14 protein-coding genes and 1 tRNA gene are annotated in these 18,530 nt (G+C 41.6%); 4 read left to right on the top strand and 11 right to left on the bottom strand.

Going from position 1 to position 18,530, the window contains the following annotated elements:
* The first annotated feature begins 21 nt into the window (after positions 1–21).
* The 3 genes from J4861_RS06680 to J4861_RS06690 are packed head-to-tail and all read left to right on the top strand — an operon-like array spanning position 22 to position 2,903.
* Complete coding sequence (locus tag J4861_RS06680; protein ID WP_211817348.1) at positions 22–1,197, top strand: trans-sulfuration enzyme family protein; 1,176 nt, start codon at positions 22–24, stop codon at positions 1,195–1,197.
* Positions 1,194–2,372, top strand: a complete 1,179-nt coding sequence (locus J4861_RS06685; protein ID WP_211817349.1) for a MalY/PatB family protein — start codon at positions 1,194–1,196, stop codon at positions 2,370–2,372. The genes J4861_RS06680 and J4861_RS06685 overlap by 4 nt, the downstream gene beginning before the upstream one ends.
* A 15-nt stretch (positions 2,373–2,387) precedes the next feature.
* Positions 2,388–2,903, top strand: coding sequence for a nitroreductase (locus J4861_RS06690; RefSeq protein WP_211817350.1), 516 nt, complete (start codon positions 2,388–2,390; stop codon positions 2,901–2,903).
* A gap of 398 nt (positions 2,904–3,301) precedes the next feature.
* On the opposite strand, the gene J4861_RS06695 is transcribed toward J4861_RS06690, so the two are convergent.
* The 11 genes from J4861_RS06695 to J4861_RS06745 all read right to left on the bottom strand — a co-directional run bounded on the left by J4861_RS06695 (position 3,302) and on the right by J4861_RS06745 (position 16,974).
* Positions 3,302–3,748, bottom strand: a complete 447-nt coding sequence (locus J4861_RS06695) for an HU family DNA-binding protein (RefSeq protein ID WP_211817351.1) — start codon at positions 3,746–3,748, stop codon at positions 3,302–3,304.
* Between the two features lie 387 nt (positions 3,749–4,135).
* Positions 4,136–5,701, bottom strand: a complete 1,566-nt coding sequence (locus tag J4861_RS06700) for a hypothetical protein (protein WP_211817352.1) — start codon at positions 5,699–5,701, stop codon at positions 4,136–4,138.
* 59 nt (positions 5,702–5,760) lie between these two features.
* Positions 5,761–5,967 (bottom strand): hypothetical protein, encoded by a 207-nt coding sequence (locus J4861_RS06705; protein ID WP_249110897.1) that lies wholly within the window; start codon positions 5,965–5,967, stop codon positions 5,761–5,763.
* Positions 5,968–6,898: 931 nt separating this feature from the next.
* Complete coding sequence (locus J4861_RS06710) at positions 6,899–7,720, bottom strand: zinc ribbon domain-containing protein (protein ID WP_211817353.1); 822 nt, start codon at positions 7,718–7,720, stop codon at positions 6,899–6,901.
* A gap of 168 nt (positions 7,721–7,888) precedes the next feature.
* Positions 7,889–8,704: a Nif3-like dinuclear metal center hexameric protein gene (locus J4861_RS06715; RefSeq protein ID WP_211817354.1), complete on the bottom strand. Its 816-nt coding sequence runs from the start codon at positions 8,702–8,704 to the stop codon at positions 7,889–7,891.
* Between the two features lie 86 nt (positions 8,705–8,790).
* Positions 8,791–9,699, bottom strand: coding sequence for a Cbp1 family collagen-binding glycoprotein adhesin (locus J4861_RS06720; protein ID WP_249110898.1), 909 nt, complete (start codon positions 9,697–9,699; stop codon positions 8,791–8,793).
* Between the two features lie 142 nt (positions 9,700–9,841).
* Positions 9,842–10,789 (bottom strand): DUF4595 domain-containing protein, encoded by a 948-nt coding sequence (locus J4861_RS06725; protein WP_211817356.1) that lies wholly within the window; start codon positions 10,787–10,789, stop codon positions 9,842–9,844.
* Positions 10,790–11,246: 457 nt separating this feature from the next.
* On the bottom strand, positions 11,247–13,517 hold the full coding sequence (locus J4861_RS06730) for a cation:proton antiporter (RefSeq protein ID WP_211817357.1): 2,271 nt from the start codon (positions 13,515–13,517) through the stop codon (positions 11,247–11,249).
* Positions 13,518–13,734: 217 nt separating this feature from the next.
* Complete coding sequence (gene pepT, locus J4861_RS06735) at positions 13,735–14,958, bottom strand: peptidase T (protein WP_211817358.1); 1,224 nt, start codon at positions 14,956–14,958, stop codon at positions 13,735–13,737.
* 323 nt (positions 14,959–15,281) lie between these two features.
* Positions 15,282–16,469 (bottom strand): dicarboxylate/amino acid:cation symporter, encoded by a 1,188-nt coding sequence (locus J4861_RS06740; RefSeq protein ID WP_211817359.1) that lies wholly within the window; start codon positions 16,467–16,469, stop codon positions 15,282–15,284.
* Positions 16,470–16,900: 431 nt separating this feature from the next.
* Positions 16,901–16,974 (bottom strand) — tRNA-Arg (locus J4861_RS06745).
* Positions 16,975–17,251: 277 nt separating this feature from the next.
* Here J4861_RS06745 and asnA point away from each other — a divergent pair.
* On the top strand, positions 17,252–18,289 hold the full coding sequence (asnA, locus tag J4861_RS06750; RefSeq protein WP_211817360.1) for an aspartate--ammonia ligase: 1,038 nt from the start codon (positions 17,252–17,254) through the stop codon (positions 18,287–18,289).
* Positions 18,290–18,530: the final 241 nt, after the last annotated feature.

Consider the following 18,530-nt stretch of genomic DNA (forward strand, 5'->3'; position numbering starts at 1 on the left):
AATACAAACGTTTAAAAGAATATGAAGAAACAGACACAGGCTATTCATCAGCCTTATAAGCGTAGAGATGCATATGATGCGTTGAGTATGCCCATCTATAATGCGGTTGCTTTTGAGTTTGATAATGCAAAAGTGATGGCTGATGCCTTTTGTGGACGTATTGATGCGCCTGATTATTCACGTGTGGAGAACCCAACAGTGACTAATCTCGAACAGCGTGTTAAGGCTTTGACGGGTGCTGAGAATGTTATTGCTCTCAACTCGGGTATGGCTGCTATCAGTAATACGCTTTTTTCTGTTGTTGAACAGGGTAAGAACGTTATCACGTCACGCCATCTCTTTGGTAATACCTACTCTTTGCTTACATCAACACTAAGTAGATTGGGAGTAGAGGCAAGACTTTGTGACCTTACAGATGTTGAGGCTGTAGAACGATTGATAGATGATAATACGTGTTGTCTGTTCCTTGAAATTATGACAAATCCTCAACTTGAGGTGGTTGATGTACGTGCTTTGGCTACAATAGCGCACCAACATGGCATCCCTGTCATTGCTGATACTACGCTTATTCCTTTTACACAGTTCTCTGCAAAGGACTTGGGAATTGACGTTGAGGTTGTTTCAAGTACAAAATATATTAGTGGTGGTGCAACTTCTTTGGGTGGTCTTGTTATTGATTATGGTACGTTCCCTTCTATTGGTAAGCGCCTCTTGAATGAGATGCTCTTTAACCTTGGAGCTTATATGACACCACAGGTTGCCTATATGCAGACCTTAGGCTTAGAGACTTTGGATGTACGCTATCGTGTTCAAGCAGGTAATGCCTTGGAGTTGGCACAAAGACTACGTACGCTCAAACTTATTTGTAAGGTGAATTATGTGGGCTTGGAGGATAATCCTTATCATCAGTTGGCTGTGAGTCAGTATGGTGAAACAGCGGGAGCAATGGTCACAATAGACTTAGAGAGTCAAGAGGCTTGCTTCAGAATGCTCGATAACTTGAAACTCATTCATCGTGCAACTAACCTCTTTGATAATCGTACCTTGGCTATCCACCCAGCAAGTACTATCTTTGGACTTTTCACTGCTGAGGAGCGTGCAGCAATGGATGTGCAAGACACTACCATACGTCTCAGTATTGGTTTGGAAAGTGTTGATGATTTATTTGATGATATTAAGCAAGCTTTGGAAGCATGATAAAGACTTATAATTTTGATGAAGTAATCGACCGTTCGGGAAGTGGTGACTTGAAGCATGAGGCACTTCTTCCACGTTGGGGACGTAATGACCTGCTACCTCTATGGGTGGCTGATATGGATTTTGCTACTCCTGATTTCGTTGTGGATGCCCTCAAAGAGCGTCTTTCACATCCGATTTTCGGTTATACTATCGAACCAACCGACTATCGCCTCGCTATCATCGACTGGATACGTGCGCATCATGATTGGGAAGTTAAGTCAGAGTGGCTGAGTTTTATTCCTGGTATTGTTAGGGGTATCGGCTTTGTGGTGAATGTATTTACGGAACTTGACGAAAAAGTTATTATACAACCACCTGTCTATCATCCATTCCGTTTGACGCCAGAGGCTAATCATCGTAAGGTGGTTTTCAATCCGCTTCGTCTCCGTGAGGATGGATATTATGACATGGATTTTGATAATCTTGCAGAGGTTTGCGATGATAAATGCCGTGTACTTATCCTCTCTAATCCTCATAACCCTGCAGGATTATGTTGGTCAGAAGAGACATTACGTCGCTTGGCAGACTTCTGCTACGAGCATAATATTCTTGTCATTAGCGATGAGATACATAGCGATATGGATCTCTTTGGCAATCGTCATATACCATTTGCAAGTGTGTCAGAGCGTGCTGCGGAAATTAGTATTACTTTTGCAGCACCGACAAAGACCTTTAATATGGCAGGTATTGTTAGTTCATTTGCTATCGTTCCAAACGAAGAACTGCGCAATCGCTTCTATGGTTGGTTGAAGGCTAACGAATTAGATGAGCCTACGCTCTTTGCACCAATAGCCACGATAGCTGCTTATCGAAAGGGAGAGGAGTGGCGTAAGCAGATGTTGGCGTATGTAGAAGACAATGTTCTCTTTGTCGAAGATTTCTGTCGTGAACATATTCCAAGTGTTCGTCCACTTCGTCCACAGGCAAGTTTCCTTGTTTGGTTGGATTGTCATGGATTGGGATTGAAGCATAAAGAACTGTTGAATCTCTTTATTGATAAGGCTCATCTTGCGTTGAACGATGGTAGAATGTTTGGTCCTGGTGGAGAAGGCTTTATGCGTTTGAATGTGGGTACACCGCGTTCTATACTTCGTCAGGCGTTGGAACAGTTGGCGAAAGCTGTAAATGAATAATAAAACAGAATTGTTATGGAAGCATTAGAAGCATTGTTAACACGTCGTAGCATACGTGCTTATGAAGAGCGTATGCCTGCACAGGAGTTGATTGATAAGGTGATGGAGGCTGGTCTTTACGCTGCAAGCGGAAAGAATATGCAGACTGCTATCATCGTTGAAGTGACTAATAAAGAGGTATGTAACCGCTTATCGGCGATTAATGGTGAGATAATGGGCGTAACGAGTGACCCTTTCTATGGTGCGCCCGTAGTCCTTGCAGTGTTGGCGGATAAGAGTAGTCCTAATCATGTTTATGATGGTGCGTTGATGATGGGCAATCTTATGAACGCTGCTCATGCTTTAGGTTTGGGTAGCTGTTGGATTAATCGTGCCAAGCAAACTTTTGAGCGCGAAGATGGAAAGCAGATGTTGAAAGAGTGGGGTATAGAAGGCGATTATGAAGGTATCGGCTTCTGTATTCTTGGTTACGCAGCAAAGGAAGGCAAGACCTTATCACGCAAGGAAAATCGTATTTTCTATGTGAAGTAAGGAGTTGAATCAGTGCTACCTGATAAACATAGGTTGTTCTGTCTTAAGACATTCCCTTGAAGCGTATGTCTTTCTGCATTCTGTCTTCATTCTTTGAAAAGTTATTCAAAGACCCTACCAAAAAGTTCGCGAACTTTTTTTGATTTATTCTTGATTAAAGCTAATCCTTTCCCATAAATAATTTGTGGAGAGAGGAGAAGCCTCTCAACTCCCCCGAACGAGGAAGAGCCCCATTTGCAGAATATTCGCCATAAGGCTTACATTATAAGGTTTACGCTAAAAATCTTTGCTGTATGCCGTTTGGTTTATCATCCACAATAATGCATTCAAACATGTGGGGGTATCTCGGTGTTCACTCCCCTCTCCAATAGGAGAGGGGTTGGGGGTGAGGCTGCTTCCTACTCTGGCACTGGTCCAGGATTCTTTCCACTTCCCTCGTCTTTATGAGAAGGTTTTGGACTGGACTTTTCCTCCTTCACTGTTTCATACGAGTTATTACGCAGCGCAGCTTTCAGTTCTACACCTGGCGTAAACGTTACACGTGGCTTAATCGTCTCGGTCTTAAAAGCCTTTTCCGTCGCAGTTCCCTCGCTTGATAATGTCAGGCGCATCGTGCCAAACTCGCCCAACTGCACGCTAAAGCCGTCACGAAGATAATGAGGCAGGCAATCCATAAAGTTTGCCAGCACGTTCTCAATGTCACCACGTGTCAGCGAAGAACGCCCCGCAATGTCATGCGCAATATCTCGCAGGGTCTTTTTCCCTACGTTCACAGGACTTGCATAAAACTTACCCGGTCCAGTCTTTGTACCCGGCTTTCTTCTTTCAATCAATTTGATTTTCATTGTGTTTAAGATTTTATTAGTTATTACTTACTTGTGCTGCACATTGCAGCAACACGTTTTTCATTAGTTTCTTTCTTTTACCCAGTTTGATAGGCTCAATCAAAGCGTGTTTGTTCACTATTCAAAAGAAATAAAAACCTCCGCAAAGCTTTGAAAATCCGCACGATGCAAAGGTTTAAAACGCATATTTGGTCAGAGTAAAATTTCTAACGGGTCGGAAGAAAATTTCTAACGGGTTAGAAATTTACGGGGAACGTGTTAGCGAGAAATTTCTAACGGGTTAGAAATTTTCTTGCAACCCGTTAGATTTTCTCTTATCTCTCATCCTCCCTTTATCCAGTTAGGCGCCCTCCCCTTTCGGGGAGGGTCGGGGTGGGGCTTTTAGGACTACTCAAACCCGCCGACCCTCATCCCGTAGTCGCGGGTGAAGCCGTTCACGCTGACGTTGCCACTGCCGAAGCCCAGGAAGTATGCGAGGGTGCGGCTCCCTGGGAAAGCACTTGACGACCAATAGTTGCCGCCGTCACGAATGTAGTACAGCTCACCAGAGTAGTAGTAACCCAAGGCAGGAAGGTAGAAGTAATTACCTGCATCGGCGGCGGAAGGGATGCCAGAGTTGTTGATACTATTGCTGCCGTTGATGTAGTACTTCCATGTTGTACGCAAGTCGGTTGAACCGTCGGCAGATTTCTCGGTGTCGTAATGATGCTCTGTCAGTAGAACAGACTTCTTCTTAAACCACATACCACCTTTATATAAATGACCCATAGTTGTCCATAATTCATCTGTATCCCAACGTGGATCGCCGTACATGCAATACCAAGACAGCTCGTTAGCGTTTGGAAGGTCTTTGCATGATGCGTGAGTGGCATCGAAGCGACCTGAACCGCCGCCCTCGTGGTAGTAACGAGAGTCAGTGTTGCTCTTGGGGTAGTTTGGATTAGCTGGCTGTGTCGTAAGTGTTGGCTGCCATGGAGCTGCGCTATTCCATTCATGACCTGCCCAATAATTCTGCTGAGCATCCCACATGTAATACTTTGTTCCGTCGTAATCACGTACATTAAGGTTTGCAGTGATATTATAATATTTGTTTTGGTCGTAGGTAGCTGATGATAATATCTTGGTTATAGTTCCCTCTACGTTTGTTGCAATGTCCTTCACCCAATAACGTATCTTGAGTGTATGGGTGCCTGGCTTTATAACTACGTAAGAACCATTGGTAGCGGCGCTTGTGGAGTTGTTAGTTAAAGGGAAACCGTTAGGGTATGCTCCGCTACCACCTGTTGAAACAATAATTTGCTTACCTGTACCTGTGCCTGTGAGTTTGCCTGTTGTTGGGTCAAGGGTGTAAGTATCGGTAATATCATTGTCTGAATTTACCTCTACTTTGGTTAGGTAACAATTATGCAAAATAGTGTTGCTCGTGCGTGGCAAGAGGAGGAGATATGCAGCCTTATGGTCAAGGGTAAAAGCGAACTGCTGTTTTCCTGATACTTTAGTTGCTGTTGCCATACCGCAATCGCCTGCTGCACCGAAGTGAGATGTAGTGTTTGGCTCTGCTTGACTTTGAGAAGCAGTGATAACAGCTTGGTCATTGCTACCGCCTTGACCTGGATAGTAAACCTCGTATGACGTGTGGGCTGTGTAAATGCCAGGCACTTTGAACTTAAAGTTATCTGTCTTACCTGTTGGTGAGTTACTACTTGCGTGCCATGCACCGTTATCGTCCTTTACATAAATCTTGTCGCCTGCTTCCCAAAAGAACTTGCCGTCGCTCTGCATTGAGGTGCGCGTTGAGGGGTCACCCGCTGTGAAGGTCGTCAGGTTCTTGTCGTTATCTGTGTTGTTTGGGTTCTGCACTACGTCTTCATTAGCACAGGATGCAAACGCGAATGTGAGCCCGCAGAAAGCTGCGAATGAAAGCAAGCGGGTCTTGAATAATTTCTTTTTCATTGTCTGTTTCTTCTTTTTGTGTGATTTTGTTTTCTTTACTTGGTTAATAACTCTCTCTGTTAGTCTTCCCATGAAGAATGCTCTGTCTCTTCTTCACTTTCTGTCATCCAGTTTGGAGCCTGCTTGGCATCACCAAAACTTCCGCCTGGCTGGGCTGGATTGTGCTGACCGGGGTAAGACGTGTCCATCAAATAAGTGGTTTCGCTTACTTGGATTATCATGCAACGTGGTGCAGAATAATCCTTCTTTTCTTGTTTCTTTCTCATTGCTTTTTTGATTTGATTAAAAATAGTTGCTATCTACTCTCTATGTGGCTTCGTTGCTCACCTTTTATTATATACATCCTGATAACCTTATTATCTATTCCTCCTAACCGCTTGCCTTCCCCCTCTACAGGCAGACAGCGTATCACTGCTGCCTACCCGAGAAATCAACGAGAGAAAACAAACTATTATCAGAGAATTACAATTATTTGTTACGGTAATTTCAGTGCTTAAAACGTTCTTATTTTGCTTTCTTGACAGCTCGCAAACGGGCACAAAAAAGCGAACAAAGGAAACTCCGTGAAGTCCTTTGTTTACAAGGGTTACGGCACGCTTCGCGCGCGCGTAGGATGGAAGAAAAAAAGTATGATTAAACGCTAGGTGCGCCTGTGTGTGTGTGTGTGTGTTAGCAAAATATCTGAGACTACCAAATATAAAGCTCTAAAAAAGGCAAAGAAATCAAAGTTTCTTTGCTGTGCTGGATTGGTCTGATATGTCATTGCTAATTGTTTCACGGGTGCAAAGGTAAGACATCTTTTTAGAATTGGCAAGAAAATCTTAAAAAAACATATAAATTAGACAGAATAACCGAGAAAAAGAAAAGGTAACAGAAAGATAAAAAGGAGGCAGAAAGAAGGAAAGAGTAACAAATGAACTCTTTCTCTTTACTTTTAACTGAAATCTATTATTAGAGGCTGAACAGATTTTATTTGGTTTGGTCAGAATGCATAATATGATAAGATTAATAAGATTATTGTGGGATAATAATCGATTTGAACTAAAATTTTATAGCATAGCAATAATAGAGTGCTAAAAGTAAAAGTAGCCTCAATACATAAGAATGCTTGATGGCATTTCAAATGTATTGAGGCTATTTTCTATCTTTCAGAAGATGAAAGACTTTAATCCTCTATGGGATAAAAAGGGCTAATGATTATTCTCCCTCCTCTTCCTTCTTCTTACGAGTTGCTCTACGCTTCTTAGGCTTCTCCTCTGTCTTGTCAACCTTTACACCAGCCAACTCTGGGTCGATAAGAATACGACCACAGTACTCACAAACGATAATCTTCTTGTGAATCTTCACATCCAACTGGCGCTGAGGTGGAATCTTGTTGAAGCAACCACCACAAGCATCACGCTGTACGTAAACAATACCCAAACCATTGCGAGCACCACGACGAATACGCTTGAAGCTACGGAGCAATCCTGGCTCAATCTTAGTCTCAAGCTCTGCAGCCTTCTCTTTGAGCAAACCTTCCTCCTCACGTGTCTCCTGCATAATCTCGTCGAGCTCGTTACGCTTCTCTTCTAAGGCGTGCTGACGATCCTCGAGCAATGCACGGTTGGCTTCCAAGTCCTTACGCTTCTCTTCAACCTTAATCTGAGCCTCTTTAATCTTCTTGTTGCAAAGCTCAATCTCAAGTGTCTGGAACTCGATTTCCTTTGTCAATGTGTCGTACTCACGGTTGTTTGCAACAGAGTCCAACTGCTTGTTGTAACGCTCCAAACTTGCCTGAGCATCAACGATGTTACCCTTCTTCTGGGTAATAGCATTCTGATAATCCTTAATGTCCTGCTCTATCTTCTCAATACGAGTGTGCAGACCTTCCAACTCGTCTTCCAAGTCGCGTACCTCAAGTGGTAACTCACCACGCAATGCACGTTTCTCGTCGATTCCTGACAGGGTTGTCTGTAACAGGAAAAGGGCCTTCAATTTCTCCTCTACTGGTAACTCTTTTGGATCTTTCTTTGCCATAGTTCTTATGTTTGTTTAATTCAAAATTCAGAATTCAAAATTCATAATTATGATTACTGTTGTTTTAGGAGTTTAGGAGTGAGAGGAGTTAAGACAACACCACAGACTCCATTCGTCCAACTTCTTAACAATTAACTTGTTTACTTGTCCAACTTGTCAACTCGTCCACTAAAAATACCCTATAGGATTCGTATTAATCTCAGACAAGTAGCACTTTACGCTTGGGCATTCTCGTTCGATAACGTCACGTAACACCTCAGTGGTGAACTGCTCACTCTGATAATGTCCGATGACACAAATCTGTATCTCTTGCTCATAACCAAAGAACTCATGATAACTCATCTCACCTGTCATAAAGGCATCTGCGCCTGCTGCAATAGCATCCTGCAAGAGGAATGCTCCCGAGCCTCCACAGAGAGCAATGGTACGAATCTCACGACGTAGTAACTCATTGGTTTGAACACACTCTGCATCAAACTTCTTCTTCAATAACAGTATCAAATCGTCTGCTGCTAAAGGCTCCTCAAACTCGCCGATGACACCATCGCCGCCTGTTACGGATTTGCCGGTCTGTGGATTCACCACTTGCTTGTTTCGGCCAAAGAAACGTAGGTTCTTAAGTCCTAACTTCTCTGCTATCTTGTAGTTGACACCGCCCACAGCTGAGTCTAAGTTTGTGTGCATAGCAGCGATGACGATATCGTTCTTAATAGCCTTTATCACTGTGCGCTGCACATAGTTGGCGTCTGTCACTTGTGCTAATTTACGGAAGATGAGTGGATGGTGCGCAACAATCAAGTTACACCCCCGAAGGATAGCTTCGTCTACCACTTTCTCTGTCACGTCAAGACACAATAAAGCCCCTGATACTTCCGCCTCTGTCAATCCAACTTGTAGGCCAGCATTATCATAGCTTTCCTGCAAGGGCAAAGGCGCGAATCGTTCAAGGGCATCAATTACTTCCTTTATTTTCACGCTACGCATAAGTTTTAGGCTGCAAAGATAAGAAAATTATTCGATTTTCACAACCTTTGCAGCCTAATTTATTTTCTTTCTATTTCAAAGTAGATTTACTCTTGGATGATCAGATAGCGCGACACATTCCAAAACTTCTCTGGGTCTGTAATGGTGAGTGTTGTCGTTCTGTCTTCATTCTGCGTGAGTGTATAACTACCTTTTGGGTTCTGGGATAAGAGCTTTGGACTCGATGAGTTAATTGTCAGTGTCTTCAGTTCTTTGCTGTTAGCCTCTGTAAACAGATCTTTTGTTACATTGTTATTATCCACTTTCTTAGAGAAAAGTGATGTCTTCAAAAGACCTTTCTCCTTCAGAGTTTCTTTGTTAGCAATGATATAGTAGACTTTGTCTGACTCCTTATCTTCTTTAATTCTTTGCTTCTCTTTAGTTTTCAGTTGAGCATATTCGCGCTCCAAAGCTGCCATGTTGAACCTGTAACGCATTGCATCAACGCTGTTAGCTTGGTTCATAACGATGTATTTAAGCTGGTCTACAGTGACATCCTTGCGACTTGCAACCTGCTCTAATTGGGTTACACGATCCCCTTTCTCCTTCAGCTGTGATGAAAGGAACTCTATTACCTTGTAAAGGTTTTCTACAGTGGGATTAGACTCTGCTGGTGCATCCACTTTTTTTACCTTCTCGTTCAGCAGTTTATCAATCTGGTTTTGCTTCTCTCTAAGCAGTGAACCAAGTCCCCTAATCTGCTGAATAATCTTCGATTTCTTGTCCGTATGCTCAGTAGTCTTGCAGAGCATTGCCTCTTGAGAAGAGATGGCGTCAAGGTTAGCTGAAATCTCATCTATTGATGCTGTCAGCTGACTTATAGCCTCTGCCTCTCTTGACGGAGGAGTTACATTGATACGTTCTCTGACAGGAGTCGGACGCTTCACATCCTCACAAGATGTGAAAGCTACAACACCTACAAATGCTATCAGAGCTGTTAATTTATTACGTTTCATCTGTATAATCATCGAATGACAGTGCAAAGATACTCTAATTATGCGAAGAAACGTCATATTAAATATTAAAAATACTAATAAAAGGAGAAACTTATGCTGCTCCTTCTTTTGTTATGCTATTTCTTTGATAAACAGTTGAATTTTATCTTATAATAACCTTATGTGTTTTGCCATTCGTTTCCTTGATTATATTCACACCATGTTGTATATTTTCAAGACGTTTACCAGATAGGTCATAAATCGTTTTTGTGCCTTCCTTCTGCTGCTTATAAACGCTAATACCTGTTGGGTTGTCTTCTTCCCAAATAAACGTTGTTGTCACTCCTTCCTCTCCTGACTGTATGTCCTTTTCTACGACACCACTTGCATTCTGGTTATACGTAATTGTGAAATTATCATCACTTGTCCAGCCAAAATAGTCTTTATCTATCTCCGTATAGCGCACAGCAGTCACTGGATGCTGGAATACTTTACCAAAGTATCCTGCTAAAAGTTGTCCGTATGGTGAGATACCTTCATAATTGGCAATTGAGGTAATTGGATTAACAATTAGAGATAGATATTTGTTGGTGATGCTTTTGTTGTATTCATAAGCTACCTGTCCTACTTTTTTATTATCTCGGAAATGCTCTACAAGTGTTATATCTCCGTCGATCCATGTCAATTTATACTCTGTGCCTGTACGTTCATTGTTTGTTATTACAATCTTTGTCAGTTCCCCAGCTGTATTATATGTGTAGTTATAGTCTGCCCAATATTCAGGCTCTCCTTCATACGGAATTAAGTTTATTTTTTCTGAAACAACTCTATTATTCTGGAGAACAGTTGTTCGGATATCTTTATTTTTGATATTTTCATTCTCATAGAATGTTTGAACGACCTTGTCATTACTATACGTATACTTGCTACTACGTTTTAAGTGGTCATCAGCAATATATTCAACAGACTCTATAAGTCTTCCTTTTTCATCATACTTTAATTCAAAGTAAGAATTGTCATCGGTCATCTTCAACAATTTCTTATCGTTCTGTGCACTTATGGTCTGACCAAACACAATGATGGTAATAAGTAATAAGTAGATTCTCTTCATATACAATATATTTAAAATTTATAAATAGTCATTCTTTTATCAACTGCAAAATTAATGAAAAAACGTTAAATAAGAATCTATTACCTATTAAATTAAAACCAATAGAGATTTAATGTTTCTTGTAGTATCCAATGATCCTAACTTATCTGATAGTTATGCTCCTTGAAGTAGGGGGCAAAACAAGTATTGCAAAGCTTCTTTTGCTTTCCTAATTCTGTTGAAGAATTACCGAATTTACCTATGTCTGCGATTTTTTATCGTGAGAGGAAATATTTTTCTTCATGAAAAGAAATATTTTCTTTCATGAACATAAATATTTCTTTTCATGAAAATAATTTGGTGTTGTTTGTCTTTTGATTTATCACAATTGCTTTATAGGCTTCGTGTCTATATACAATTCAGGCTTATTAGTCCAATAACTTAATCGAGTAATGAGGGCTAATAAGCTTGAAGGGGTTTATCCTAATGCAAGGATACGTTCTAAGTCTTTTTCTTCACCTACTACCCATAGGACGTCACCTGTCTGCAGACAGCGGGAAGGAGTGATGAGTGTGAGGTTCTTCTGGCCTTCATCAACACCCACAACCATGCAGTTGTATTCATCACGAATACCGCTGTCTTTAAGCGTCTTACCAATGAAAGGACTTGTTTTAGAGATAGTGAAACTGCGGAGTTTCATTTCATGTTTCTCTATGTCCGTAATCGTTGGCTGTAGTTCAGCTTTCATTGCTTTTGAAAGTTTTGTAAGCTGTTCGTCATCACCAATGGCTTGCAGTTTGTCGCCAGGGAAGAGAATCGTACCACCATTCGGAATATTGATACGTTGAGAACCACGAAGAATACTACTGATATGTACACCAAAGCGGTTACGTAGCTTTAGGCTATACAATGTCTTACCTGCCCATAGAGAATCATCAGGCAGTTCAAGATTGGCGATATGAATATCTCGGTCTATCAGATGGTCGGCAAAGAGTGGTTTCTTCTTTCCTTGTATCTGTGCCTCTATATCACGACTTCGGAGGTTCTGGATAAAGAGACGTTCCAAAGTAATACTTCGTTTCTTGAGCCAACGAGATAGTAGTATCAATATCAATAAGCCCACCGCAACAGCAATCATCAATGCATTCTTAAAACGTGTGAGATAGTTACATACGTAGAAGATGAAACTAAGTGCAATGAGTACACGTGCAAGAATGGTTGCAGTGAGAGGTAGACGATTGATACGGCGGTCTGTCCAAAGTGCTTTAAACGCTTCTGAATGATTCTGTTTCATTACAATAGAACGTAGGAATGGTGCGATGAAGAGGATTGTAAGGAATCCACACACAGCATTTCCAATCCAGTGACTGCCTGTCCATTTTATGGATAAGTTTCTACAGATAGGTAGGGCAGCAGAGAACATGATAGCGATGACAGCTGCAGAGAGAATACCATAAATAAGGGTGTTGAATATCATCTTCTTCATTAGAACCTTCCATAGATTATTAGTCGACGCACTCTCTCCTGCACTATTTGTTTGGATATGGGTAAGACGACGTACCCATTTTTTTGGAAGATGCTTAACGAGGACGTTATAGCATGGTTCTGCCGCACGAATCATATACGGAGTGAGGAAGGTTGTGATAACTGATACGGCTACGACAACCGGATAAAGGAATTCGCTGATAACACCTAAGGACTTTCCTAATGTTGCAATAATAAAGGCAAACTCGCCAACTTGTGCCATTGAGAATCCACAGCGCATAGCATTCTTGAGGGTCTGTCCACCGAGAAGATAGCCTAAGGTTCCAAACAGCGCCTGTCCGACGAGGATTGTTATGACAAGTAAGAGAATTGGTATAGCATATTCTACAATAATTTGAGGCTTTACCAACATACCAACAGAGACGAAGAAAATCGCTCCAAAGAGATTCTTTACAGGATCTACAAGTCGGATGATTTTATCAGCCTCAACCGTCTCTGCTAAGATACTTCCCATGACGAAAGCACCAAAGGCTGCACTGAAACCTACCTGTGTTGATATAACAGCCATAAGACAACAGAAGCCTAATGACACAATAAGCAAGGTCTCGCTGTTAAGGATTTTGCGGACAGAACGAAGGAAGAGTGGAATGGCAAAAAGTCCAACAACAAACCATAAAACGAGGAAGAAACCAATCTTCATGATGCTTCCAAGAAGTTGTACGCCGTCAGGGCTGTTACCACTGGCAACAGTACTGAGCATCACCATCATCACAATGGCAAGGATATCCTCTAAGATAAGCACACTCATCACGGTAGAGGCGAAGCCTTGCTGTGTGAGTCCCATATCTGAGAAGGCTTTGTATATAATGGTTGTGGAACTCATTGCGACCATACCTCCGAGGAAGATACAGTCCATCTCTTTCCATCCGAAGCTGTGTCCTACAATGACACCTAAGACCATCATACTGAAGATGATAGTACAGGCTGCGATGATGGGGGAGGCTCCCATCTTGAGAATCTTCTTAATAGAGAAGTCTAATCCCAATGAGAACAATAAGAAGATGACACCAATGTCTGCCCATGTTTGTATATCGTCTTTGTCGACAACGCTCATGGTATAAGACATGTGGGGTGATACAAGAAAACCTGCTACAATGTATCCTAATACCAATGGTTGCTTGAGTTTCTTGAATAGAAGTGTTACAAATCCTGCTACAACGAGAATAAGGGCAAGGTCTTGGACCAATTCGGGTAGTTCTGACATAAATCTTTTATGGAGTTAGAGGAGTTAGTGGGGTAGTTGGATGTTAAACCAATACCTTATTATGAGTAATCTTGTATGTGTTGTTTGTGGGAGAGGTTAGCTATAATTGAAAATCTCATAGTTAAAAGAAAAGGAGTTAAACCAACATAAATATATAGTTCATAAAAGTGTTGGTTTAACTCCGGTACGATATCTTTAACTAATTGATTTTCTGTAGTTAATCATTAAACTCAGCCGTTAGGCGGCAGATGTTAATGATAACCTGCATCGCTTTCTCCATTACCTGAACTGAAACAAATTCGTATGGTCCATGGAAGTTTACGCCACCTGCAAAGATGTTTGGACAGGGAAGACCCTTGAATGAAAGCTGTGCACCGTCCGTACCGCCACGGATAGGCTGTACCTTTGGAGCTACATTTGCCTGCTGCATAGCCTGCAGAACTAACTCAATAACATGCATGTTAGGATCAATCTTCTCCTTCATGTTATAGTACTGGTCGTTCATCTTCAGTTCAACAGTTCCTTCACCATACTTCTCATTCATCTTCTTCACGCAGTTCTCCATGAAGCGCTTGCGGTCTTCGAAATGCTCACGGTCGTGGTCACGGATGATATAGCTGAGTTTAGCTTCTTCACAGCGACTCTCAATACCTATGAGGTGATAGAAACCTTGATAACCTTCAGTCTCTTCTGGAATCTCTGTCTCTGGAATCATGTTATTGAACTCACATGCTAAACGACTGGCGTTTACCATCTTCCCCTTAGCATAACCTGTATGAACGCTTACGCCATGGATAAATACCTTAGCACCAGCAGCATTGAAGTTCTCATATTCAAGCTCACCGAGGTCGCCACCATCAATGGTATAGCCCCATTCGCAACCAAACTTCTCTACATCAAAGTGATGTGCACCCATACCAATCTCTTCGTCTGGGTTGAAAGCTATACGGATGTCACCATGTTCAATCTCGTCATGGTCGCGGAGGAAGCACATAGCCTGTACAATCTCTGCAATACCTGCTTTATCATCGGCACCCAATAGGGTTGTACCGTCTGTTACGATGAGATCTTCTCCCTTATGCTCTAAAAGCTCAGGGAACATGCGTGGAGAGCTGACCATGTTAGGGTTAAGTTGTATGTCACCACCGTCATAGTTCTCTACAACACGTGCTTTGATATTAGCGCCACTGGCATCAAGTGCTGTGTCGTAGTGGGAAATGAAACCGATGGTTGGAATCTTCTTCTTTGTATTGGCTGGGAGAGTGGCATAGATATAGCCCATCTCGTCCATTTCTACATCTTTCAATCCTTCACGCTCAAGTTCCTCCTTGAGATATTTCGCAAAGATGAGTTGCTTCGGTGTACTTGGCACTGTCTCTGAATCTTCAGCCGACTGTGTGTCAAACTTGGTGTAGTTGATAAATCTTTCTACTATTTCCATGATGTTACGGATATTTAGTTGTATATCTTTTTGCTGTGTCAGTGCTGCTAATTGCAGTCTGTCATCTGCAAAGATACTATTTAATTTTGAGAATGCCTAATGATAGAACATCTGCTGCTTCTTTTTAGGATTTCTTATTATGCTGAATAGGATATTACTATACATTCCATGAGTTTAGTTTTAATTCCTTTTGCTGTCATTTTAACATTTGGTGTGAACTTGTTGTAAACTAATTAGTTATACCTTTATCACGACTGACAGAAGTGACAGCAACTCTTGTTTATATAGTTTTATATCCTAAACCTCACACGCTATTGAATTTCTTAAGCAAGAACAGATGATTCTTTTTTCTTTCCAAAGAATTTATTGACTGCAAGGGCTATAGCTCCATCGCCTGTTACGTTGCAAGCTGTACCGAAACTGTCCATTGCTATGTACAAGGCAATCATTAATGCCTGTGCCTCTTCGTTAAAGCCTAATATACTTGACAAAGGTGCTAAGGCTGCCATAATTGCTCCACCAGGTACACCAGGAGCTGCTACCATAATAATAGCAAGCATGAGGATAAAGTAAATGAATAGTCCTGGGTCGTGTGGTAGGTCTGTTAACATGCAGATTGTCAAAGCACAAGCTGTGATCTTCATTGCACTACCACTGAGGTGAATTGTTGCACAAAGTGGTACGACAAATCCTGCTACCTCTTCGCTGACGCCATTCTTCACTGTTTGCTTCAGTGTTACAGGAATTGTTGCTGCAGACGAACTTGTACCTAACGCAGTCAGGTAAGCTGGCAACATGTTCCACAGTAGTCTGAAAGGATTATGCTTAATGATAGCACCTGCAATGCAGAACTCATAGATAAGGATGAGAACATGAAGGACGAGGATAACAATGATAATCTGTGAGAATACCAAGAGCACCTGTCGCGCCTGTCCGTTATGGGTCATGCTGAGGAAGACTCCAAAGATATAAAGGGGTAGGAGAGGGATAATAGCCTTCTCTATCACTTTCTCAATAATGGTCTTAAACTCATTAAAGAGGCTCTCCATAGTACGAAGGCCACCGTATGCAATACCCAATCCAGCTATGAATGAGAATACCAAACTACTCATCACATCAACCATGGCAGGAATATTGATAGTAAAGTAAGGGGTAAGTTCTGTTGCCTTGTCGATATGTGGCATTGCTCCTCCTGTGGAAGCAATCATAGAAGGGAATAACCATGTTCCTGTTCCGTAGGACAAGCCACCTGCTACGATGGTGTCTACATAGGCTATCGCTACTGTAGCAAGCAATAACTTACCCGCTTCTTTTCCAATTCCAGCAATAGCAGGCGTTACCAATCCAATGATAATCAGTGGTATCATAAAGCCAAGGAACTGACTGAAGATACTATTGAATGTCAGAAATGCCCTTACTGCTGGGTCTGGGAGATAATAGCCAAGGAATAGGCCAAGTAGTATGGCAATGATAACACGTGGTAGTAGTCCAATTTTGATTTTCTTTTGCATACTCTATTCTTTTAAGATGAATTATTCGATTTCTGAGCTAACGCGGTTGAACAAAAAAAGGATGAACAGTAAACAACCATACATCCTTTGTTACAATCTATGACTCCATCGGGAGTTCTGTTTCTTCTTTTTTGTGACTCCTTTGGGATTCAAACCCAAGATCTTCAGAACATTTTTCTGACCTCATTCGGCTAAATGTCATCAAAGAACCGTCACTTTTCGTGACTCCTTTGGTATTCAAACCCAAGCCCTTCAGAACATTTTTCTGACCTCATTCGGCTAAATGTCATCAAAGAACCGTCACTTTTCGTGACTCCTTTGGTATTCAAACCCAAGCCCTTCAGAACATTTTTCTGACCTCATTTGGCTAAATGTCATCAGATAATCGTCACTTTTTAGTGACTTTATTAGAGAGGTTTGCCACTTTTTCGTGACTCCGTTGGGATTCAAACCCAAGACCTTCAGAACCGGAATCTGACGCTCTATTCAGCTAAGCTACGGAGCCTAATGATTGTGCAAAGATACAGTAAAGTTTGCATAATTCCAAATGAACAGTAAACATTCTTGTTAAAGTTTATGATATAGAAGTGATGTTCTCAGAGCTTAGTAATATTCTTTATAACGAGTGGGAATATCAGATGTAAGCTATCATAAAGTTGTAATTTGTAGAGAAAATATGTTATTTTGTAAGATTAAAGTGGTGTTTGTTTCTCAGTTTGATAATAAATATATACCTTTGTGTGTAATTGCAACTGATAAACTATAAAAAGAAAGGAACAATAATGAGCCAACTGATAAAGCCAGAAGGATATAAAGCAGTACTTGGCAAGCGCCAGACCGAGCAGGGAATCAAACTGATAAAGGAGTTCTTCCAGCAGAATTTAGCTACTGAACTGAGACTAAGTCGTGTTACGGCACCGTTGTTCGTGTTGAAGGGATTAGGTATCAATGATGACTTGAATGGTGTTGAGCGCCCTGTTTCCTTTCCGATTAAGGACTTGGAGGAAGCTGAGGCTGAGGTAGTACACTCTCTGGCAAAGTGGAAACGATTGACGTTGGCTGATTATGACATTCAACCAGGCTATGGTATCTATACAGATATGAATGCTATTCGAGCCGATGAGGAGTTAGATAATCTTCATTCACTTTATGTTGACCAGTGGGATTGGGAGGTGGTTATCACCGAAGGCGATAGAACACGTAGTTTTTTAGAGAATGTCGTTCGTCGTATTTATGCTGCTATTCTTCGTACAGAGTTCCTTGCTTGTGAGACCTATCCTCAGTTGGAACCTTTCCTTCCACAGACGATTCATTTTATTCATGCACAAGATTTGTTGGATATGTATCCTACACTGACAGCCAAGGAGCGTGAAGATGAGGTTTGCAAGAAGTATGGTGCTGTATTTATTGAGGGTATCGGTTGCAGATTAAGTAATGGCGAGAAGCATGATGGTCGTGCTGCCGATTACGATGATTGGTCAACTGTTGCAGAAGATGGTAAGACTGGCTTGAATGGTGATATCCTCATTTGGTATCCTATCTTAGGTCGTAGCATTGAACTTTCGTCTATGGGTGTTCGTGTGGATAAGACAGCCTTACTCCGTCAGTTGACGATAGAGAAGCAAGAAGAACGTGAGCAACTCTTCTTTCATCAACAGTTACTCTCTGATAAGCTGCCGTTATGTATTGGTGGTGGTATCGGACAGAGCCGTCTTTGTATGATAATGTTGCACAAGGCGCATATTGGTGAGATACAAGCAAGTATCTGGTCAGCAGAAATGAGAAGAGAGTGCGAAGAGGCTGGAATGCCGTTGATCTAACGCCTCACCTCCTCGACTCCTCTCCTGAATCAGTGGTCACTGAACGAAGGGTAGTAATGGGAGAATTATCTGTTTTGTAGGAAAAGAAGATCAAACCAACAATGGGCGTTATAAGCGACTAATCATATTGATAAAGCAAAAAGAGCCATATCAAACTCTAAAAACGAGTTTGGTATGGCTCTTTGGGTATCATAATGCAACGCTCAATCCATATCTAGCCTATGTGTTGGTGCTCAGCACG

This window comes from Prevotella melaninogenica (genome assembly GCF_018127925.1).
Taxonomy (GTDB): domain Bacteria; phylum Bacteroidota; class Bacteroidia; order Bacteroidales; family Bacteroidaceae; genus Prevotella; species Prevotella melaninogenica_C.

What these genes read in the sequence shown, in the direction of transcription:
- J4861_RS06730 (WP_211817357.1), bottom strand. Translation starts at nt 13,517, where the DNA reads ATGTCAGAACTACCCGAATTGGTCCAAGACCTTGCCCTTATTCTCGTT.
- asnA (WP_211817360.1), top strand. Translation starts at nt 17,252, where the DNA reads ATGAGCCAACTGATAAAGCCAGAAGGATATAAAGCAGTACTTGGCAAG.
- J4861_RS06740 (WP_211817359.1), bottom strand. Translation starts at nt 16,469, where the DNA reads ATGCAAAAGAAAATCAAAATTGGACTACTACCACGTGTTATCATTGCC.
- J4861_RS06695 (WP_211817351.1), bottom strand. Translation starts at nt 3,748, where the DNA reads ATGAAAATCAAATTGATTGAAAGAAGAAAGCCGGGTACAAAGACTGGA.
- J4861_RS06725 (WP_211817356.1), bottom strand. Translation starts at nt 10,789, where the DNA reads ATGAAGAGAATCTACTTATTACTTATTACCATCATTGTGTTTGGTCAG.
- J4861_RS06715 (WP_211817354.1), bottom strand. Translation starts at nt 8,704, where the DNA reads ATGCGTAGCGTGAAAATAAAGGAAGTAATTGATGCCCTTGAACGATTC.
- J4861_RS06690 (WP_211817350.1), top strand. Translation starts at nt 2,388, where the DNA reads ATGGAAGCATTAGAAGCATTGTTAACACGTCGTAGCATACGTGCTTAT.
- J4861_RS06710 (WP_211817353.1), bottom strand. Translation starts at nt 7,720, where the DNA reads ATGGCAAAGAAAGATCCAAAAGAGTTACCAGTAGAGGAGAAATTGAAG.
- J4861_RS06685 (WP_211817349.1), top strand. Translation starts at nt 1,194, where the DNA reads ATGATAAAGACTTATAATTTTGATGAAGTAATCGACCGTTCGGGAAGT.
- J4861_RS06700 (WP_211817352.1), bottom strand. Translation starts at nt 5,701, where the DNA reads ATGAAAAAGAAATTATTCAAGACCCGCTTGCTTTCATTCGCAGCTTTC.
- pepT (WP_211817358.1), bottom strand. Translation starts at nt 14,958, where the DNA reads ATGGAAATAGTAGAAAGATTTATCAACTACACCAAGTTTGACACACAG.
- J4861_RS06720 (WP_249110898.1), bottom strand. Translation starts at nt 9,699, where the DNA reads ATGAAACGTAATAAATTAACAGCTCTGATAGCATTTGTAGGTGTTGTA.
- J4861_RS06705 (WP_249110897.1), bottom strand. Translation starts at nt 5,967, where the DNA reads ATGAGAAAGAAACAAGAAAAGAAGGATTATTCTGCACCACGTTGCATG.
- J4861_RS06680 (WP_211817348.1), top strand. Translation starts at nt 22, where the DNA reads ATGAAGAAACAGACACAGGCTATTCATCAGCCTTATAAGCGTAGAGAT.